The sequence below is a fragment of the Parabacteroides johnsonii DSM 18315 genome (assembly GCF_025151045.1).
GTDB classification, from domain to species: Bacteria; Bacteroidota; Bacteroidia; order Bacteroidales; family Tannerellaceae; genus Parabacteroides; species Parabacteroides johnsonii.
On the sequence record NZ_CP102285.1, the window covers coordinates 2,016,315 to 2,033,384 of the forward strand.

At 42.7% G+C, this 17,070-nt stretch carries 13 protein-coding genes and 1 pseudogene; 9 read left to right on the forward strand and 5 right to left on the reverse strand.

Annotated features, from left to right (window positions below; genetic code table 11):
• Position 1: 1 nt before the first annotated feature.
• On the reverse strand, positions 2–3,106 hold the full coding sequence (locus NQ564_RS08235) for a SusC/RagA family TonB-linked outer membrane protein (RefSeq protein ID WP_008155603.1): 3,105 nt from the start codon (positions 3,104–3,106) through the stop codon (positions 2–4).
• A gap of 952 nt (positions 3,107–4,058) precedes the next feature.
• Between NQ564_RS08235 and thrA the strand changes: the two genes are divergently transcribed.
• The 3 genes from thrA to thrC are packed head-to-tail and all read left to right on the forward strand — an operon-like array spanning position 4,059 to position 9,051.
• Complete coding sequence (gene thrA / locus NQ564_RS08240) at positions 4,059–6,497, forward strand: bifunctional aspartate kinase/homoserine dehydrogenase I (RefSeq protein WP_008155602.1); 2,439 nt, start codon at positions 4,059–4,061, stop codon at positions 6,495–6,497.
• 41 nt (positions 6,498–6,538) lie between these two features.
• Complete coding sequence (locus NQ564_RS08245; protein WP_227963246.1) at positions 6,539–7,741, forward strand: cofactor-independent phosphoglycerate mutase; 1,203 nt, start codon at positions 6,539–6,541, stop codon at positions 7,739–7,741.
• Entirely contained in the window at positions 7,738–9,051 is a 1,314-nt protein-coding gene (thrC, locus tag NQ564_RS08250) for a threonine synthase (RefSeq protein ID WP_008147909.1), read from the forward strand. The genes NQ564_RS08245 and thrC overlap by 4 nt, the downstream gene beginning before the upstream one ends.
• 130 nt (positions 9,052–9,181) lie before the next feature.
• Here the strand turns inward: thrC and NQ564_RS08255 are convergent, their stop codons facing one another.
• On the reverse strand, positions 9,182–9,619 hold the full coding sequence (locus tag NQ564_RS08255) for a DUF695 domain-containing protein (protein ID WP_008147912.1): 438 nt from the start codon (positions 9,617–9,619) through the stop codon (positions 9,182–9,184).
• Between the two features lie 85 nt (positions 9,620–9,704).
• Between NQ564_RS08255 and NQ564_RS08260 the strand changes: the two genes are divergently transcribed.
• Positions 9,705–10,202 carry a GNAT family N-acetyltransferase gene (locus tag NQ564_RS08260; protein WP_008147914.1) on the forward strand — a complete coding sequence of 166 codons (498 nt, stop codon included), beginning with the start codon at positions 9,705–9,707 and terminating at the stop codon, positions 10,200–10,202.
• A 24-nt stretch (positions 10,203–10,226) separates the two neighbouring features.
• On the opposite strand, the gene NQ564_RS08265 is transcribed toward NQ564_RS08260, so the two are convergent.
• On the reverse strand, positions 10,227–10,592 hold the full coding sequence (locus NQ564_RS08265; protein WP_008147917.1) for an MmcQ/YjbR family DNA-binding protein: 366 nt from the start codon (positions 10,590–10,592) through the stop codon (positions 10,227–10,229).
• A 120-nt stretch (positions 10,593–10,712) separates the two neighbouring features.
• Between NQ564_RS08265 and NQ564_RS19340 the strand changes: the two are divergent.
• Positions 10,713–11,129: pseudogene (locus NQ564_RS19340) on the forward strand (GNAT family N-acetyltransferase); the annotation flags it as partial.
• 12 nt (positions 11,130–11,141) lie between these two features.
• Entirely contained in the window at positions 11,142–11,615 is a 474-nt protein-coding gene (locus NQ564_RS19345) for a GNAT family N-acetyltransferase (RefSeq protein ID WP_036607477.1), read from the forward strand.
• Between the two features lie 108 nt (positions 11,616–11,723).
• Here NQ564_RS19345 and NQ564_RS08275 read toward each other — a convergent pair whose 3' ends face one another.
• The gene (locus NQ564_RS08275) at positions 11,724–12,473 is read right to left on the reverse strand and encodes a DeoR/GlpR family DNA-binding transcription regulator (protein WP_008147921.1); all 750 of its coding nucleotides are present in this window, start codon (positions 12,471–12,473) and stop codon (positions 11,724–11,726) included.
• 234 nt (positions 12,474–12,707) lie between these two features.
• On the opposite strand from NQ564_RS08275, the gene NQ564_RS08280 reads away from it, so the two are divergent.
• Positions 12,708–13,301 carry a sugar O-acetyltransferase gene (locus NQ564_RS08280; protein WP_008147923.1) on the forward strand — a complete coding sequence of 198 codons (594 nt, stop codon included), beginning with the start codon at positions 12,708–12,710 and terminating at the stop codon, positions 13,299–13,301.
• A gap of 471 nt (positions 13,302–13,772) precedes the next feature.
• Here the strand turns inward: NQ564_RS08280 and NQ564_RS08285 are convergent, their stop codons facing one another.
• Positions 13,773–14,675 carry a helix-turn-helix domain-containing protein gene (locus NQ564_RS08285; protein WP_008147928.1) on the reverse strand — a complete coding sequence of 301 codons (903 nt, stop codon included), beginning with the start codon at positions 14,673–14,675 and terminating at the stop codon, positions 13,773–13,775.
• 168 nt (positions 14,676–14,843) lie between these two features.
• Between NQ564_RS08285 and NQ564_RS08290 the strand changes: the two genes are divergently transcribed.
• A complete protein-coding gene (locus NQ564_RS08290; RefSeq protein ID WP_008147930.1) occupies positions 14,844–16,172 on the forward strand; it encodes an MFS transporter in 1,329 nt (442 codons plus the stop codon).
• 4 nt (positions 16,173–16,176) lie between these two features.
• Positions 16,177–17,025, forward strand: coding sequence for an aldo/keto reductase (locus NQ564_RS08295; protein WP_008147931.1), 849 nt, complete (start codon positions 16,177–16,179; stop codon positions 17,023–17,025).
• Positions 17,026–17,070: the final 45 nt, after the last annotated feature.

Consider the following 17,070-nt stretch of genomic DNA (forward strand, 5'->3'; position numbering starts at 1 on the left):
CTTACAAATTAAGCTGCAAACCGAATGAAACGGACTTTGTTACCGGGAACCGATTGGCAGTCGTACCAGATATACTTTGTTCCGGGTCCGTACCACGACGGGCAGCACTACCAATCGTAACCAAGTTATCACCCTGCACGAACAGGCGTAATGAATTAACCTGGAACTTTTTCGTGAAGTTTTTAGGCAACGTATATCCCAACGTCACGTTTCTTAACCTCGCAAAAGAGTTATTGAAAATAAATTTGGAAGTATAGGAACTCATATAATTCGCATAATTATAATAATTAGTTAAACGAGGGAACTCGGCATTCGGATTTTCCGGAGTCCAAGAATCCAACATATCCGGGTGCATGCTATAGCCTCTCCGGTAATACATGGATTGTGCGTAGTCACTATCATACAACTTGCCACCGATACTATAATAGATCATGAAAGAAAGATCGATACCTTTATATGAAAAATTATTGGTAAAGCCCCCGAACAATTTTGGAATAGCATCACCCAAGTATTTCTGCTGGCTATCACTTGTCACCTCATTATAATTTTCAGTCTTTACCCGTTCCTTCACGACTTTTTCTCCTTTGTCGTTTGTTTCGTAAATCGTTTTCCAATACTGGTCGTTTCCGGTTTCGGGATTCACACCAGCATACTCGATTCCCCAGAAATTATAGCGGGATTCGCCTTCACGCCATTTGAAAACACCCGAGTTGATTTCGGCCTGTGGCAACTTAGTTATACGGTTCTTATAAGACGTTCCGTTCAAATCGATGGTCCATTTAAAATTTTTATTGGATATGGCAGCATAATTCAAAGAGAATTCAACACCCTGATTCTTAACGTCACCAATATTACGGTCAATACCGCTCATACCGGTAGATGGAGCCATCGGTAATGTAAACAACAGATCTTTAGATTTACGGCTGAACCATTCGACACTACCGCTCAGCTTATTAAACACTGCAAAATCCAACCCGACATTGAACTGCAAATTCGTCTCCCATTTCAACTCCTTGTTTGACAAACGGCTAACCATAACACCCGGGTCCCGATAGTTATTCATACCTGTCGCATACAAACCTTGATAAGCATAATAAGTTCCCAAATTATCATTACCGACAGCACCATAACTGGCCTTCAGTTTCAAATTGTCCAACCAGGAACTATAAGGTTTCATAAATTCTTCATTGGATATTCTCCATGAACCACCTAAAGACCAGAATTGCCCCCAACGATTATCGGGATGAAAACGGGAAGAACCGTCTGTACGAAAACTACCGGAAATGTAGTAACGATCTTTATAGTCATACTCGACACGACTCAACCAACTTAACAAACGATATTTGTCGGTATAAGAATTCATACTACTCATAACGGCAGCCGAACCGATCTCCGTAACACCAGGAAAAGGGAATCCCTGCTTGGATGCAGACAACAGTTTATACTCCAAAGAATAAGCCTCCTGTCCCAACAACACGGACAAAGAATGATCTCCTATAGATTTCTCGTAAGTCAACAGGTTATTGATCGTGTAAGACAAATTCCGGTCACTTTCCTTAGTAGCAGACCCTTTGTAACCGGCTGCGAAACCATACTCGCTGTTTACATAACCATCATAGTTATATTGATAAAAATCCACACTGAAATTGGTACGCCATTTCAAGCCCGGAATGAATGTTATTTCAAAATAGGTACGATTGGAAACATCATCATGTGTCCAAGGGGCCTTGTTATAGGTATCATCAGCCAGTGGGTTGGTTCCGCTCCAAGATGTACGATAGTTTCCATAGTCAAAAATACGGTTGCCATTCTTATCCAATCTATAGGCATTTGTCGCTCCGTCCCATTCATAAATAGGATACAATGTCGGCATCGTACGCAAAAGCCATACAGTCTGATCACCAGCAGACCCTTCGCGCACACTATGAGACAAACTGATGTTGGTTCCTACCTTCAACCATTTATTTACACTATAGTTCAAGTTTGCACGTGTAGAATAGCGTTCGAAACGCTGGATAGAAAATACACCTTTATCATTCAAGTAACCAGCTGATATAAAGTAGTCGGCTTTTTTATTCTTACCGCTGAAGTCTATCGTATATTCCTGACGCAAACGGGATTTCAACAAAGCATTTCTCCAATCTCCCCAATAATTCAATTTGGCATTAGGATCCATCTTGCCATCTGTCCCGACCGGCATATCGATACTATAAGGATTATTACCGAATTCGCCCATCACATAATAAGACGCATAGGAACGGGAATCTTCATCTTGATAACCTGAATCCAGATAACCATTATACAAAGCACGCCAAGTTAATTGTGATAGTTGGTCCGGTGAAAGTTGATCCGGCAATCCTACAGCCAAAGAAGAGAAGCCCCAAGTCGAACGGAAATTGATCTGCCCTTTCTCACTTGAACCCTTACGCGTTGTGATCATCACAACCCCATTAGCAGCACGAGAACCGTACAAAGCAGTAGCCGAAGCATCTTTCAGAATAGTCATGGACTCGATATCGTTCGGGTTGATAGCATTCAGGTAACCGTCATAGGCTGTTCCATCGACCACATAAAGCGGAGAACTGGATGCGTTCATGGAACCGATACCACGGATCATGATCGTTGCATCTTCGCCCGGTTCACCAGAATTGTTCAACACCTGCACACCGCTACTCTGCCCCTGCAAAGCCTGGGTTACATTGGAGGCTTTGATTTTTTCCAGCGATTCTTTCTTGACTACACTGGCCGATCCTGTAAAGGTCGATTTCTTTCCTGTACCGTAGGCAACCACCATCACCTCGTCGATCGCTACCATGTCCGGCTCCATTTCGATCTTCATGCTACGGCCGGTAATGGAAACTTCTTTCGTCTTATACCCCAAGTAAGAGAGATGCAGTGTTTTCGTACGGGGAGAAACGGTCATCGAAAATTCTCCTTTTTCGTTGGTGGTTACGCCATTCATCGTCTGCTTGTCTACGACAGCCACTCCAATCATCGGCAAGCCGTCTTCGGTAGAAATTACGATACCAGACACTGTCTTTTCCTGTGCTAACAGCAAATGCCCCCATAAGGACATTACAAAAAGAATCCAAAAGAACCTCTTCATAATCAATAGATTTAAATAATACATTCAAGTAGAGCTACATTGACCCATAAAAACGTTTCCTTTTAATTAAGGTATGGAAAGCATTAATGATCCCCAATTAAAGGACGTAGTTCTAACAGGACATTGTATTCGACACACTAATAGACGCAAATATATTAATTTTATAATCAATCAAACTAAAATAATATATTTTTTAATCGAAAAGGCTAAAAAATATTCAGATTGTAAAACCACAAAACTGTCGGAGCCGCTGTTTCCGGACTTTTTTTCTACCGAGTCTATACCTTTTCAGGACAACCGCACTAAATTCAGAAGCAACAATTTCTTATTTCTATGGAGAAAAAACTTTTTCGTTCCGAATAATTCTTTCTTAAATACCTACTAATTCTGTAATCGGCACCAGTGATTTTGTAATCAGTGGTTGTGATTATATAATTGCTGGCACTGATTATATAATCGGCGCCACTGATTAAAGAATTAGTAGGCACTTCGATATTTTTTATGCCTTTGTAGATAAGTTTTCTTGTGGGGAAACCGACTGAAACATCGTCTCGCCAAGTCCTGTTAGAACTACGTCCTTCTTTTTGGCGTGATATTGAACTTTTTTCTATCAAATTTCAACTTTCAGCTAAAAAAATGCTTGCATTTGAAAAATAATGCGTAATATTGCCGACGTAAATATAAACACAAGGAAAATCGCAAATGACATTAACAGGTTTCACATATCATACCTGGGCACTGACAATGACCCCTTGGGGGGTTTAGCATATACAAATAAACAAGTGCGGAGACCACGTCCCGCTTTGTTGCAATTCTCACATTGCACTTGCGTTTCTTTTTTTCAAATCAATCAATAATTAGTAAATAACTGACATTCTCAAATCGGCATGCAGTCTTGTTTTTAAACTGCCGATTGTCGATCGCCGATTGTCAACTAAATAAATACATATCGATGAAAGTATTGAAATTCGGCGGAACATCCGTAGGTTCCGTGGATAGCATTCTGAGTGTAAAGAAGATAGTAGAGGCCATTGAAGAGCCTGTAATCGTCGTAGTATCCGCCTTAGGAGGGATCACGGACAAACTGCTGAAGACAGCCTCGATGGCAACAAACGGAGATGTAGCCTACGAAAGAGAGTTTTCCGAAATCGTAACCCGCCATCTCGATGTCATACAAGGTGTTATCCCCGACAAAACAAAGCGGATCGAAGTGCAAAAGCAAGTGATGGCTTTGCTCGACGAACTGGGTAATATTTACAAAGGTGTGTACCTCATCAACGACCTGTCGGCCAAAACTTCCGACACGATCGTCAGCTACGGAGAACGCATCTCCTCGCTGATCGTTTCGAACGTGATAAACGAGGCCAAACTGTTCGACTCGCGCAAATTCATCAAGACGGTCAAGCAGTTCAACAAGCATATCGTCGATTTCGAATTGACAAACAAACTGATTGAAGAGGCATTCAACCCGCTGCCCAAAGTCTCGCTGGTTCCCGGTTTCATCTCTTCCAGCAAAGAAGGAGAAGTGACCAACCTCGGGCGAGGCGGATCCGACTACACCGCCTCCATTCTGGCGACGGCTTTAGGTGCACGCCGGCTGGAGATCTGGACGGATGTGGACGGCTTCATGACAGCCGATCCGCGTGTGATCAGTTCGGCCTACGTCATCGACCGGTTAACCTTTACGGAAGCGATGGAATTATGTAACTTCGGCGCGAAAGTGATTTATCCTCCTACGATCTATCCGGTTTATCACAAAAACATACCGATCCGCATCTTGAACACCTTCAACCCGACTGCAAGGGGAACTTATATTTCCAAAGAACGGGTGCAGGATGACAGCAAAGCTATCATCAAAGGGATCTCGTCCATCAACGACACCTGCCTGATCACGGTTCAAGGGTTGGGCATGGTAGGTGTTATCGGTGTCAACTACCGTATTTTCAAAACATTGGCAAAGAACGGTATCAGTGTGTTCATGGTCTCGCAGGCCAGTTCGGAAAACAATACGACATTTGCCGTCCGGAATGCAGACGCAGACCTGGCAGTCAAAGTCCTGGACGAAGAGTTCGCACTTGAACGCGCCCAGGGCGACATGAGTGACACGGTAGCGGAAAAAGACCTGGCAACCGTCGCTATCGTAGGCGAAAACATGAAACGCACTCCGGGTATCGCCGGTAAGTTGTTCGGGACACTGGGTAGCGCAGGTATCAGCGTGATCGCCTGTGCACAGGGGGCTTCCGAAACAAACATTTCCTTCGTCATCAAGTTGAAATACCTGCGCAAGGCATTGAACTCGATCCATGATTCCTTTTTTCTTTCCCAATACAAGGTGCTGAACCTCTTCATCGCCGGAATCGGTACGGTCGGAGGCAACCTGTTGGAACAAATTCGCATCCAGCAGCCGAAACTGATGCAGCAGAACGGGCTGAAACTGAATGTTGTCGGCATAGCCAACAGCAAGCATGCCATCTTCTGTCGCGAAGGGCTGAACCTGGAAACCTGTATTGATGAACTGAAAAAAAACGGACAGGAAAGTTCGCCCGAACATCTGAAAGAAGAGATCCTGAAGATGAATATTTTTAACTCAGTGTTCGTGGATTGCACGGCTAATCAGGCGGTATCCGACCTTTACGAAGAATTACTGAACAACAACGTCTCAGTCGTTGCCGCGAACAAGATCGCCGCTTCTTCTTCATACGAGAACTATATCAAACTGAAAGAGACGGCCCGTCACCGAGGTATCAAGTTCCTCTTCGAAACGAACGTCGGAGCTGGGCTACCGATCATCAATACGATGAACGATCTGATCAACAGTGGCGACCATATCCTAAAACTGGAAGCTGTCCTTTCCGGCACGCTCAACTATATCTTCAATACGTTAAGTGCGGACATTCCCTTCAGCAAAGCAATCATGATGGCGAAAGAAGAAGGATATTCTGAACCAGACCCTCGTATCGACCTAAGCGGAAAGGACGTGATACGCAAATTAGTGATCCTGGCACGCGAAGCCGGTTATAAGGTGGAGCAGGAAGATGTGAAACGCAACCTTTTCATTCCCGAAAGTTATTTCGAAGGTTCGCTGGATGATTTCTGGCGCAACATACAAGGCCTGGATGCCCGGTTCGAAGAAAAGCGTCAACAACTGGAAGCGGAAGACAAGCGCTTCCGTTTTGTTGCCAAAATGGAAAACGGTATCTGCGAAGTCGGTTTGCAGGAAGTCGATGCCCACCACCCGTTCTACGAACTGGAAGGCAGTAACAACATCATCATGATCTCTACTGAACGATACCACGAGTATCCGATGATCATCAAAGGCTATGGAGCCGGTGCCGATGTCACGGCGGCCGGAGTCTTCGCCGACATCATATCGATTGCGAATATCCGTTAAACAATTGATAATTGACAATTTACAATTATTAGAAGATAATTATGAAAAGCATCATCATCCTGGGAGACGGTATGGCCGACGAGCCGATAGAGGCTTTGGGCGGCAAGACACCAATGCAATATGCGGACACTCCCTATATGGACAAACTGGCCGAAATAGGCGTTACCGGACGCATGAAGACCGTTGCCGACGGTTTCCATCCGGGAAGCGAAGTAGCAAACATGGCAGTACTGGGCTACGACCTCCCGACCGTCTACGAAGGACGGGGCGTGCTGGAAGCGGCCAGTATCGGATATGACCTGAAACCGGGTGAAATGGCCATGCGATGCAACTTGATCTGCGTGGAGGGCGATATCCTGAAGAACCATTCATCCGGCCATATCACCACGGAGGAAGCAGACGAGCTGATCCGCTTCCTGAATGAGCAGTTAGGGTCTGACCGCGTACATTTCCATACCGGTGTGTCTTACCGCCACCTGTTAGTAGTGAAAGGAGGCAACAAACGCCTGGATTGCACTCCCCCGCACGATGTGCCTCTCCATCCTTTCCTCCCCCTGATGATCAAACCGGAAATTCCCGAAGCACAGGAAACGGCCGATCTGCTGAATGACCTGATCCTGAAATCGCAGGAGATACTGAAAGATCACCCCGTCAACCTCCGGCGCATTGCTGTCGGCAAAGACCCGGCAAACAGCATATGGCCCTGGTCGCCAGGATATCGTCCGGCTATGCAGACCATGCAGGAAATGTATGGCTTCAAGCAAGGTTCCGTCATCTCGGCCGTCGATCTGATACGGGGCATAGGTGTTTATGCCGGCCTGAAAGTAATCGATGTGGAAGGGGCTACCGGACTTTACGATACAAACTACGAAGGGAAGGCGCGTGCCGCCCTGGAAGCACTGAAAACAAATGACTTCGTCTATCTTCATGTTGAAGCCAGCGACGAAGCCGGACACGAAGGAGATATCGATCTGAAAATCCGGACTATCGAGAATTTGGACAAACGGGCCATCGGCATCATCTTCGAAGAGTTGCAGAAATGGGATGAACCGGTAGCGATTGCCGTCCTGCCCGACCATCCGACTCCTTGTGCCATCCGCACGCATACAAACACTCCCGTCCCTTTCCTGATCTATAAGCCGGGACAGGCCCCTGACAGTGTGACACGTTTCGACGAGTTCTCTGTACTGAAAGGGAAATATGGCATTTTAGAAAAAAACGAATTTATAAAAGAATTATTATGAAATATTACAGCACGAACAAACAAGCTCCGCTTGCCTCACTGGAAGAAGCCGTCGTAAAAGGTCTTGCCGGTGACAAAGGTTTATATATGCCGGAACACATCCGGCCTTTGGACAAGGATACGATCTCCGATCTTAAAAACAAATCGTTCCATGAAATCGCCTGTACAGTAGCACGGGCTTTCTTCGGAGAAGATATAGAACCGGAAACGCTCGATGCAATCGTCCGGGACACACTGTCGTTCGAAACACCGGTCGTCCCTGTACGCGATAATATCTACAGCCTTGAACTTTTCCACGGCCCGACTTTAGCTTTCAAGGATGTAGGGGGGCGTTTCATGGCTCGTCTGTTAGGTTATTTCATCAAAAAAGAAGGATTGAAGCAGGTAAACGTATTAGTGGCCACTTCCGGTGATACGGGGAGTGCCGTTGCAAACGGCTTTCTCGGCGTACCAGGCATTCACGTGTATGTACTCTATCCGAAAGGGAAAGTGAGTCCGATCCAGGAATGCCAGTTCACTACGCTTGGACAAAACATCACAGCTCTGGAAGTAGACGGAACCTTCGACGACTGCCAGGCATTAGTCAAGTCTGCCTTTATGGACGAAGAGTTGAACCGCCACATGAAGTTGACATCCGCCAACTCCATCAATGTAGCACGTTTCCTGCCGCAATCTTTCTACTACTTCAACGCGTATGCACAATTGGACAAGATGGGTAAAGCGGACGAACTCGTTGTATCTGTTCCCAGCGGAAACTTCGGCAATATCACAGCCGGATTGTTCGCACACCGGATGGGACTGCCGATCAAACGCTTCGTGGCTGCCAACAACCGCAACGATGTATTCCTGGAATATCTGCGTACAGGTGTCTACACACCGCGTCCTTCCGTACCGACCATCGCCAATGCTATGGATGTCGGCGATCCGAGTAATTTCGCACGTATCCTGGACTTGTACGGGAAGAATGGCAATCCGCACGCGAAAATCATCCAACTGGTCAGCGGTTACCGTTTCACGGATGAAGAGATCGGGGCTACCATGAAGCAGGTTTACGACGAAACAAGTTATATACTGGACCCGCACGGCGCTTGCGGTTATCAGGCGTTGATCGAAAACGGGCTGGCTCCGGACGAAACAGGTTTGTTCCTTGAAACCGCCCACCCTGCAAAATTCAAAGAGACGGTAGACCAAATACTGGATGCCGACATCGAAATCCCTGCCAAACTGAAAGCCTTTATGCAAGGAGAAAAGCAAAGCGTCGGGATGAGAAAGGATTTCGAGACATTCAAAAGCTACCTATTGGCACAATAAACAGCCTGCACAAAAATAAATATCCCGCCATTCAGGGCCTAAACTAATTCGAAACCCAGAATGACGGGATTTTGCACGCACATACTCGACATCGGGATAGTCCCTCAATTTTTTCCGTACAGGCAAGACATCATTCAATAGCCCACTCCTTCATCTCATACATATCCAGATATTCCTCCCACTCGGGGTCCACCTCCGTATAGATAGAGAGCGGCAACATTTCAAACGGAGCCAAGGCTTCGTTCAACCGTTCACCAAAGACGCGGACGGTGCGGGTATAATAGACCCATATCCTCTCTTCGCCTCCGGTATAAACGCCGGTCAGGATCGATAGCTTATCCTTTTCCATCGCCTTACGCAGAACTTCCTGCACCTCCTCCATCTTTTCGGCAAGTGCTTCGGAAGGCATTCCTTTGTCGTCACCTTTATATTTCCAGGTGATTTCCACCCGTTCCTTAAACTTGCCCGACTGAATAAATTCGGTCAATTCATCACGACCGGAAACGGTGACCAGTTGTCCGGATTCATTCTCTGAAAGAGCGGTAAACCACTCGTTGCTTAATCTCATATCAATATCAATTATTCTACAAAAATAGGGATTATTTTCCTACCAATACTTTATTTTTGCGGCAAGAATACAAGATTAAAAGGATATGATCAGACAAGTAGAACTCCAGGATGCGAAGGCAATCACGAATATTTACAACGAATATGTATTGCAGAGTGTAGCAACTTTCGACACAGAACCGGTATTGGAAGAGGAAATGCGTACCCGGATTGCGGAAATATCCTCTCGTTTTCCTTATTTCGTCTACGAGGAGAACCAGGAAATCACCGGCTATTGTTATGCCCATACGTGGAAAGAACGTTCCGCTTACCGCTATACGCTGGAAACGACTGTTTATTTGTCTCCCGGACACACCGGAAAAGGAATCGGGATGCTCCTGATGAAAAAATTGATCGGAGCATGTCGCGAAAATGGTTACCGAGCCCTGATCGCCTGCATCACGGAAGGAAACGAAGCCAGTAACATCTTGCATGAAAAACTTGGATTCAAACAGGTTTCCCACTTCAAAAAGGTCGGCTTAAAGTTCGATCGCTGGCTGGATGTCGCAGACTACGAACTTTTGCTGACCCCGACCTGCGACTGAAAGAATCGCTAAAGATCACATGCCTTACATCAATTCCTTCTCCTTCTTGGAAAGGGTACGATAAACGATATCATAAGATTGCCGCACAAGTTCCTTGACCATATTGTCGGGAACATCCTGATTAAAGTGAACACTCATCCAATGCCGCTTATTCATATGCCATCCCGGCTTTATCCCCTGATAAGTTTCTTGCAGTTCAAGGTTCCTCTCCGGCTCGCATTTCAAACAACAGAAATCGAACACCTCTATGTTGACAAAACAAAACCATTTGCTCCCGACATAGAAGCAAAGCACATCCCTGCTGTATTGGTCTGCCACATCCAGGAAAGGCATCTTCTCCTGCACTCCTTTAAAAGACAAACAATACTCTCTAAATTCTTCTACATTCATCGCTTTTTCTTTTAAATTCCGTATGATAGCTGAAACCTATTACGTTCCTACTCAGACACAAAAATAACAAAATAAAAAATGAAATGATTATATTTGCAAATCTTACTTAAAGACATTAGTATGATACGGAAATTAGCAAAAGAGGAGTACAACAATGCCGCAGATTTATCCTATAAAGTCTGTATGGAATGTGGTATCAGCGACTTTACACAAGAAGGTATCGAAACCTTCAAAAGTTTCATCTACGACACATCATTAATGAATGAACTTGATCTATATGGGGCTTTTGATAACAATCTATTGATAGGAGTCATCGGTCTCAATAGAAAAAGACAACACATATCACTCTTTTTCATCCTACCGAAATATCACCGGAAAGGAATAGGGAAATCGCTTTTCAATCATATGATGAATGATTGTGACTTCACAAAAATAACGGTCAACTCCTCAACATATGGAGAAGCATTTTACAAACACGTGGGATTCAAAAAGGTCAAAGAAGGATCGTTTAATCAGGGAATTATGAGTATTCCGATGATAAAAGAATGTATGAAAACAGATTTTACAACCAGGACAGCCGAGCTGTCTGATGCCTCTGAACTCAGAGATTTATTCCGAGAGACAGTCCTCACAATCAACAAGCGTGATTATTCACAGGCGGAAGTGGAAGATTGGGCATCTTGCGGAAACGATCTTTCCCGTATAAAAGAAATGATCCGGACACATTATTTTATTGTGGCAACTAACCGGCAGGCACAAATTGTCGGTTTTTCATCCATTACGACACAGGGATATTTACATTCCATGTTTGTCCATAAGGATTTCCAAGGCAAAGGCATTGCCACAATGCTTCTAAATGAGATAGAACAGCATGCAACCGCAACTGGGATCAAGCGAATCACATCAGAAGTTAGTTTAACAGCCCGTCCATTCTTTGAAAAAAGAGGTTATATAGTAGAGAAAGAGCAAAAGCGCAAAGCCAATCAACTATCTCTCACTAATTTCTGGATGGCGAAGGAATAGGATCATTCTTCCTCTTTTTCCAAAGCTGGTAACTGTTAAAAATATTTTGGTGTCTATAGAAATAGGTTTAGTTCGTTTTAGATATATAAACAAAAGAACGGACTAAACTTATAGGACTTGATACGTATAAGAAGGCCAATGTTGTTTAATATAATCTACTTTACTATTTTCCGTAACAATGTAATCTATTTCAGCCAAAGAAGCAACATGATAATTTCTTGCAGTATTCAGTTTCTCACCTGTTGCAAGTATGACCCGTTTACCTCCTTGCTTAAGCATACAACGCTTAATGACAGCTTCCTCTCTATCTGATGTAGTCAATCCCTTTTGAGGATGAATGTCACTTACACCTACAATGACCCAATCCGGATAGATGGATTGTACCATCTGAAATACTGATACTCCTATCGTTGTTTGGGAAGAAGAAAACACCGTTCCTCCTAAAAGTACCAAATCTACTTTAGGATAGCTGGATACCTCGCTGGCTATAGGCAAACAGTTGGTATATACCGTAAAATTTTTGTCTTTTGGTAACTGACGCATTACCTCAAGGTTTGATGTACCTCCGTCTATCAATATTACATCACCTTCCTTAAATAAAGGAACTAACTTTGCAGCCATTTCTTGTTTAATGGAAGTGGATGTATTCAACCTTTCTAAAAATTTTATGGATATATCAGACTTGGCAACAGCCCCGCCATGTACTTTGGTAAGCAAGCCTAAATTTTCTAATTCTACAAGGTCTCGCCTTAACGTATCGTCAGATACCTTTAGTTCCTCACTCAAGGCTGTGACATAAATTCGGCTATCTCTGTTTATCCGGTCTATAATGTACCGATGTCTTTCTTCTTTCAGCATAATTCCGCATAATTAATATTGTGTATTTCCGCAAATATACATATATTCGAACAGAAAGCCAGCGTATCATAGCTGATTTAAAATAAAACTATGCCGATTTATGCGCAATTCAGATTGGTTATAAATGATATTAAAAAATAAGCATCAAAAACCGCATAGACATTAAATCTTGTGTTACACTGTTTTTTAAAGAAGACATAGTTAAATAATACTAACTTATAAATTCATTATAGTATGAAAACAGAGTATCAAAAATGTATGGACGGTGATTTCTTCACCGCCGACCCGGAAATGTTACAGATAACGTATCGTTGCAAGCGACTTCTCCGAAGTCTTAATAACACAGATATGGAAAACACAAGCGAACGTAAAAAAATTATGAATGAATTATTGGGTTCAATAGGTGATAATGTACATATCGATATTGATTTCCACTGTGAATACGGCATTAATATACATTGTGGTAGTGATGTCATAATCAATATGAACTGTACATTTGTAGATAACAACTGCATTAACATTGGCAACAACGTGCTCATCGCATCAGATGTTAAAATTTATACCGCCACACACACGACCGATGTTGCCGGACGTACTAACACTCCCGAAAACAAGAAAATCTCCGGTTGTTTCTGCCGCACTTATTCAAAACCAATCACAATAGAAGATAATGTTTGGATTGGCGGCGGTGCAATTTTATTGCCAGGTGTCACTATTGGCAAAAATAGCGTGATTGGTGCTGGCAGTATAGTTACTCGCTCAATTCCCGAAAATTGCGTAGCGGTGGGTAATCCTTGCCGAATAATAAAACACCTTGATAATATATGAAAAGGCTATTTAAAAACTTCACTTATAAAGAGCAGGTTACGCTTCTTTATAAGTGGAGTTTTACCAATGATTTCCAATCTAATTGCAACATTGAAGATTGGAAACACTATTAAACTTGGTATAGATTTATCTCATTCTTTCTTTTCTTCCACAACTGGTAACTGTTAAAAACATTTTGCCACATATTATATATATGACAGAATATAATATTGATTATCAAAACAAAAGCCCACATATTACTAACAGTGGGTAACAAAATAGTAACAAAAAAAACGAAGAAATCGCTTTGTGGTGGGCTTCATGTGCAAAGGTAACAAATGCCCCCTAACCATAAAAGTAAAACTGGCGAAAAGAAAAATACTATTTTTTTTCTTTTCGCCAGCATACATACTTTGCTGTCAATAGAAATAGGTTTAGTCCGTTTTGGATATATAGACAAAAGAATAAACTAAACTCATTCAACTAATCTTTTTAATGTCCCTGTATCCTATATTCATTGGGCGTTTTTCCTTCCATTTTTTTGAACCAATTATTAAAGTGTTGCGGAGAAGAGAAGCCTAACTCTTCTGAAATCTGATTAATAGATTTGGACTGGTCATCTAATCGCAACTTTACTATTTCCAATGTTTTGCGATGAATATGTTTCAAAGCTGAGACTCCGGTCACTTTTCGGACAAGGTCGCCCAAATAATTAGCGGAAAGGCATAGCTTATCGGCACAGTATTGCACGGTAGGCAATCCTTTCTGCACAGGCAAGGAAGAAAGGAAATAATCATCAAGCAATTTTTCCATCCGAGCCAAGACATTATGATTCTCTATTGTCCGTGTCTTGAATTGCCTGTCGTAAAAGCGAACGCAAAAATCAAGAACCAACTTAATGTAGTCAGTAATCAAATATTTGCTTTGCTCATCATAATGCTGCAATTCGTTTTGTATGTGTATCAGGCAATCTACAAGAATCAGCCTTTCCTGCTCCGTCAGGTGCAATGCTTCGTGAATGTCGTAAGAGAAATAAGAATAACGCCTCATGTTCTGTGCCAATTCAGTTCCTTGCAGCAAATCAGGGTGGAACAGTAACGCATACCCTTTTACTTGATGATATTCACCATCTTCTTCTGAACCGACCACCTGACCGGGAGCTATGAAAACGAGTGTACCTTCTTCATAGTCGTACACGCTATGCCCATACCTTAAAGCCGTATGCTTGCTTTCTTTTAAATAAATGGCATAATACTCTGCTCTCCGATGCAAATTGATATAACGGATAGGTGGAAGTGCTGCGAAATCCACGACATTGACCAATGGATGTAATGTTTCCGCCCCAATCATATCACAATATTGCCGTATATTCTTTATTTCTGTTATTTTCATCATCGTTTATTGCAAAATTCTAAAGCAAAGGTATTTATTTCCAGTCAATACAGGTATTGAAATATAGAATTTCCACCTTGTACCGATAAAATTTATAATTCTATCCGTAGTATTTGCACCGACCACAAGCCTGATACATCCTAATTTTGCACCCGAAAAAAGAATAAGAATATGGAGATAAAAAAGAAATTCATATTGACCATTGTATTGTTAAGCTATTTGGCAACTGCCATCAATGGGGCGATAGTCATTACAGGATTGGAGAACATGGCTAAAGATTTGGATTTAAACCAATCTGTATTGTCATGGGTGCAGAATTCATATGTATTGGCTTGGGGATGTTTCATGTTATTGGGCGGGCGATTGAGTGATGCTTTCGGCAGGCGAGGTATCTTGAACCTGTCTCTTTTACTTTTTGGAATTGGTTCATTATTTGCAGGAATCGCTACATCTGCAACAATATTGATTTTCTCCCGATTTATTCAAGGCGTGGGGGCTTCTATTCTCGCACCTACTTCACTGGCTTTGATTATGGACTACTTCACTGGCGAAGAACGTATAAAAGCAATAGCGTGGTACAGTTCTATTTCTGGTTTGGGTATGTGCATAGGTTTGGTTATAGGCGGAACTTTAGCCAGTTTCTTTTCTTGGAGATATGGATTTTTTATTTATCTTCCACTTATTGTGTTCATGCTTATTGTTTCAATGAAAGTGCTTAACAAAAATAAGCAAAAACATTCCAAGGGGTATTTTGACATTTGTGGAACGATTGCTTCCGTCATAGGCATTTTCAGCTTTGTCTATGCCGTTAATGGGGCGAGCAATATATGGCTATGGCTGATAGTTTCCTGCATTTCCCTTTTTCTGTTCATGTGGATTGAATCAAAAGCCACAGCCCCCATTATGCCTTTGCGCCTGTTCAACAAGTCCCGCACTCGTGCCAACATAGCCCGCATATTATTTGCCGGAGCTATGATGGGGTTTTATTTCTTCGTGTCTGAATATCTACAAGAGGTTTTTATGTTTTCACCCTTATGGGTGGGTATTGCGTTTTTTCCTTTAACTCTATTTACTTTTTGGGGAGCAATAGAGGTTCCACGGGCAGTAAGACACTGGGGAAATAAAAAAACTCTGTTCGGGGGATTTGTACTGATGCTAACCGGATTTATAGGCATGCTTTATTTAAATACTACAAGTAGTTATTGGCTGGGAATAGGCATACCGATGATGTTGATTGGATTTGGGCAAGGATTGGTGATGAGCCCTCTTACAAATCTTGGAATACAGGAAGTACGACCTGAAGATTCAGGAGCGGCATCCGGGGTGGTCAATGCGGCACATCAGATAGGATGCTCTGTCGGGCTTTCTGTGATGGTGGCTTGTACAACCCATACAGCAGATATGGTTGCTATTTGCCACACAGCCATGCTAATCGGCTTCATCTTCACATTATTATCGTTTATCACCATTTTTTCAAGTAATTACAAATCAAATAATTAAAATTATGGAGTTTACAAAATTAAACAACGGGGTTGAAATGCCTTTATTGGGATTCGGTGTCTATCAGATTGCCCCCGAAGATTGCGAAAGATGTGTTACAGATGCCCTAAAAGTCGGTTATCGACTGATTGATACAGCTGCGGCATACATGAATGAAAAAGCTGTTGGAGAAGCTATTAGGAATAGTGATATTCCACGCAAAGAACTGTTTATAACTACCAAACTTTGGATTCAAGATGCTGGCTATGACAGTGCGAAACGTGCATTCTACGGTTCACTCGAACGATTGGGATTAGACTATCTTGACCTTTACCTTATCCATAAACCGCTGGGAGATTATTATGGTGCATGGAGAGCTTTAGAAGAACTTTATGAAGATGGTAAAATACGTGCCATCGGGGTATGCAATTTCTTCCCTGACCGTCTTGTTGATTTGGTTCAGCATAATAGAATAGTTCCTGCCGTCAATCAAATAGAAACACATATATTTTGGCAGCACAACGAATACCAAAAGCTAATGCAAAGCAAAGGTGTACAGCTTCAATCTTGGGGAGCATTTGTAGAAGGGAAAAACGGCTTCTTCCAAAACGATACTCTAAAAAACATAGGAGAGAAATATGGAAAATCAATACCTCAAGTTGCCTTACGCTGGCTTATCCAAAGGGGGATTGTCTGTATTCCCAAATCCTTGCACAAGGAACGTATGCAACAGAACTTCGACATTTTCGATTTCCGGCTTTCCGATGATGACATGAACCAAATCAAGTCATTGGATAAAGACCAAACGGCTTTCTATTCCCATTATGACCCGGAAGCGGTAGAACGTTTGAATAATATCAAATTTGAGATTTAAAATACTATTGTTTGCAAAATCCAATCTTGACTTTTTAAGGTTAGG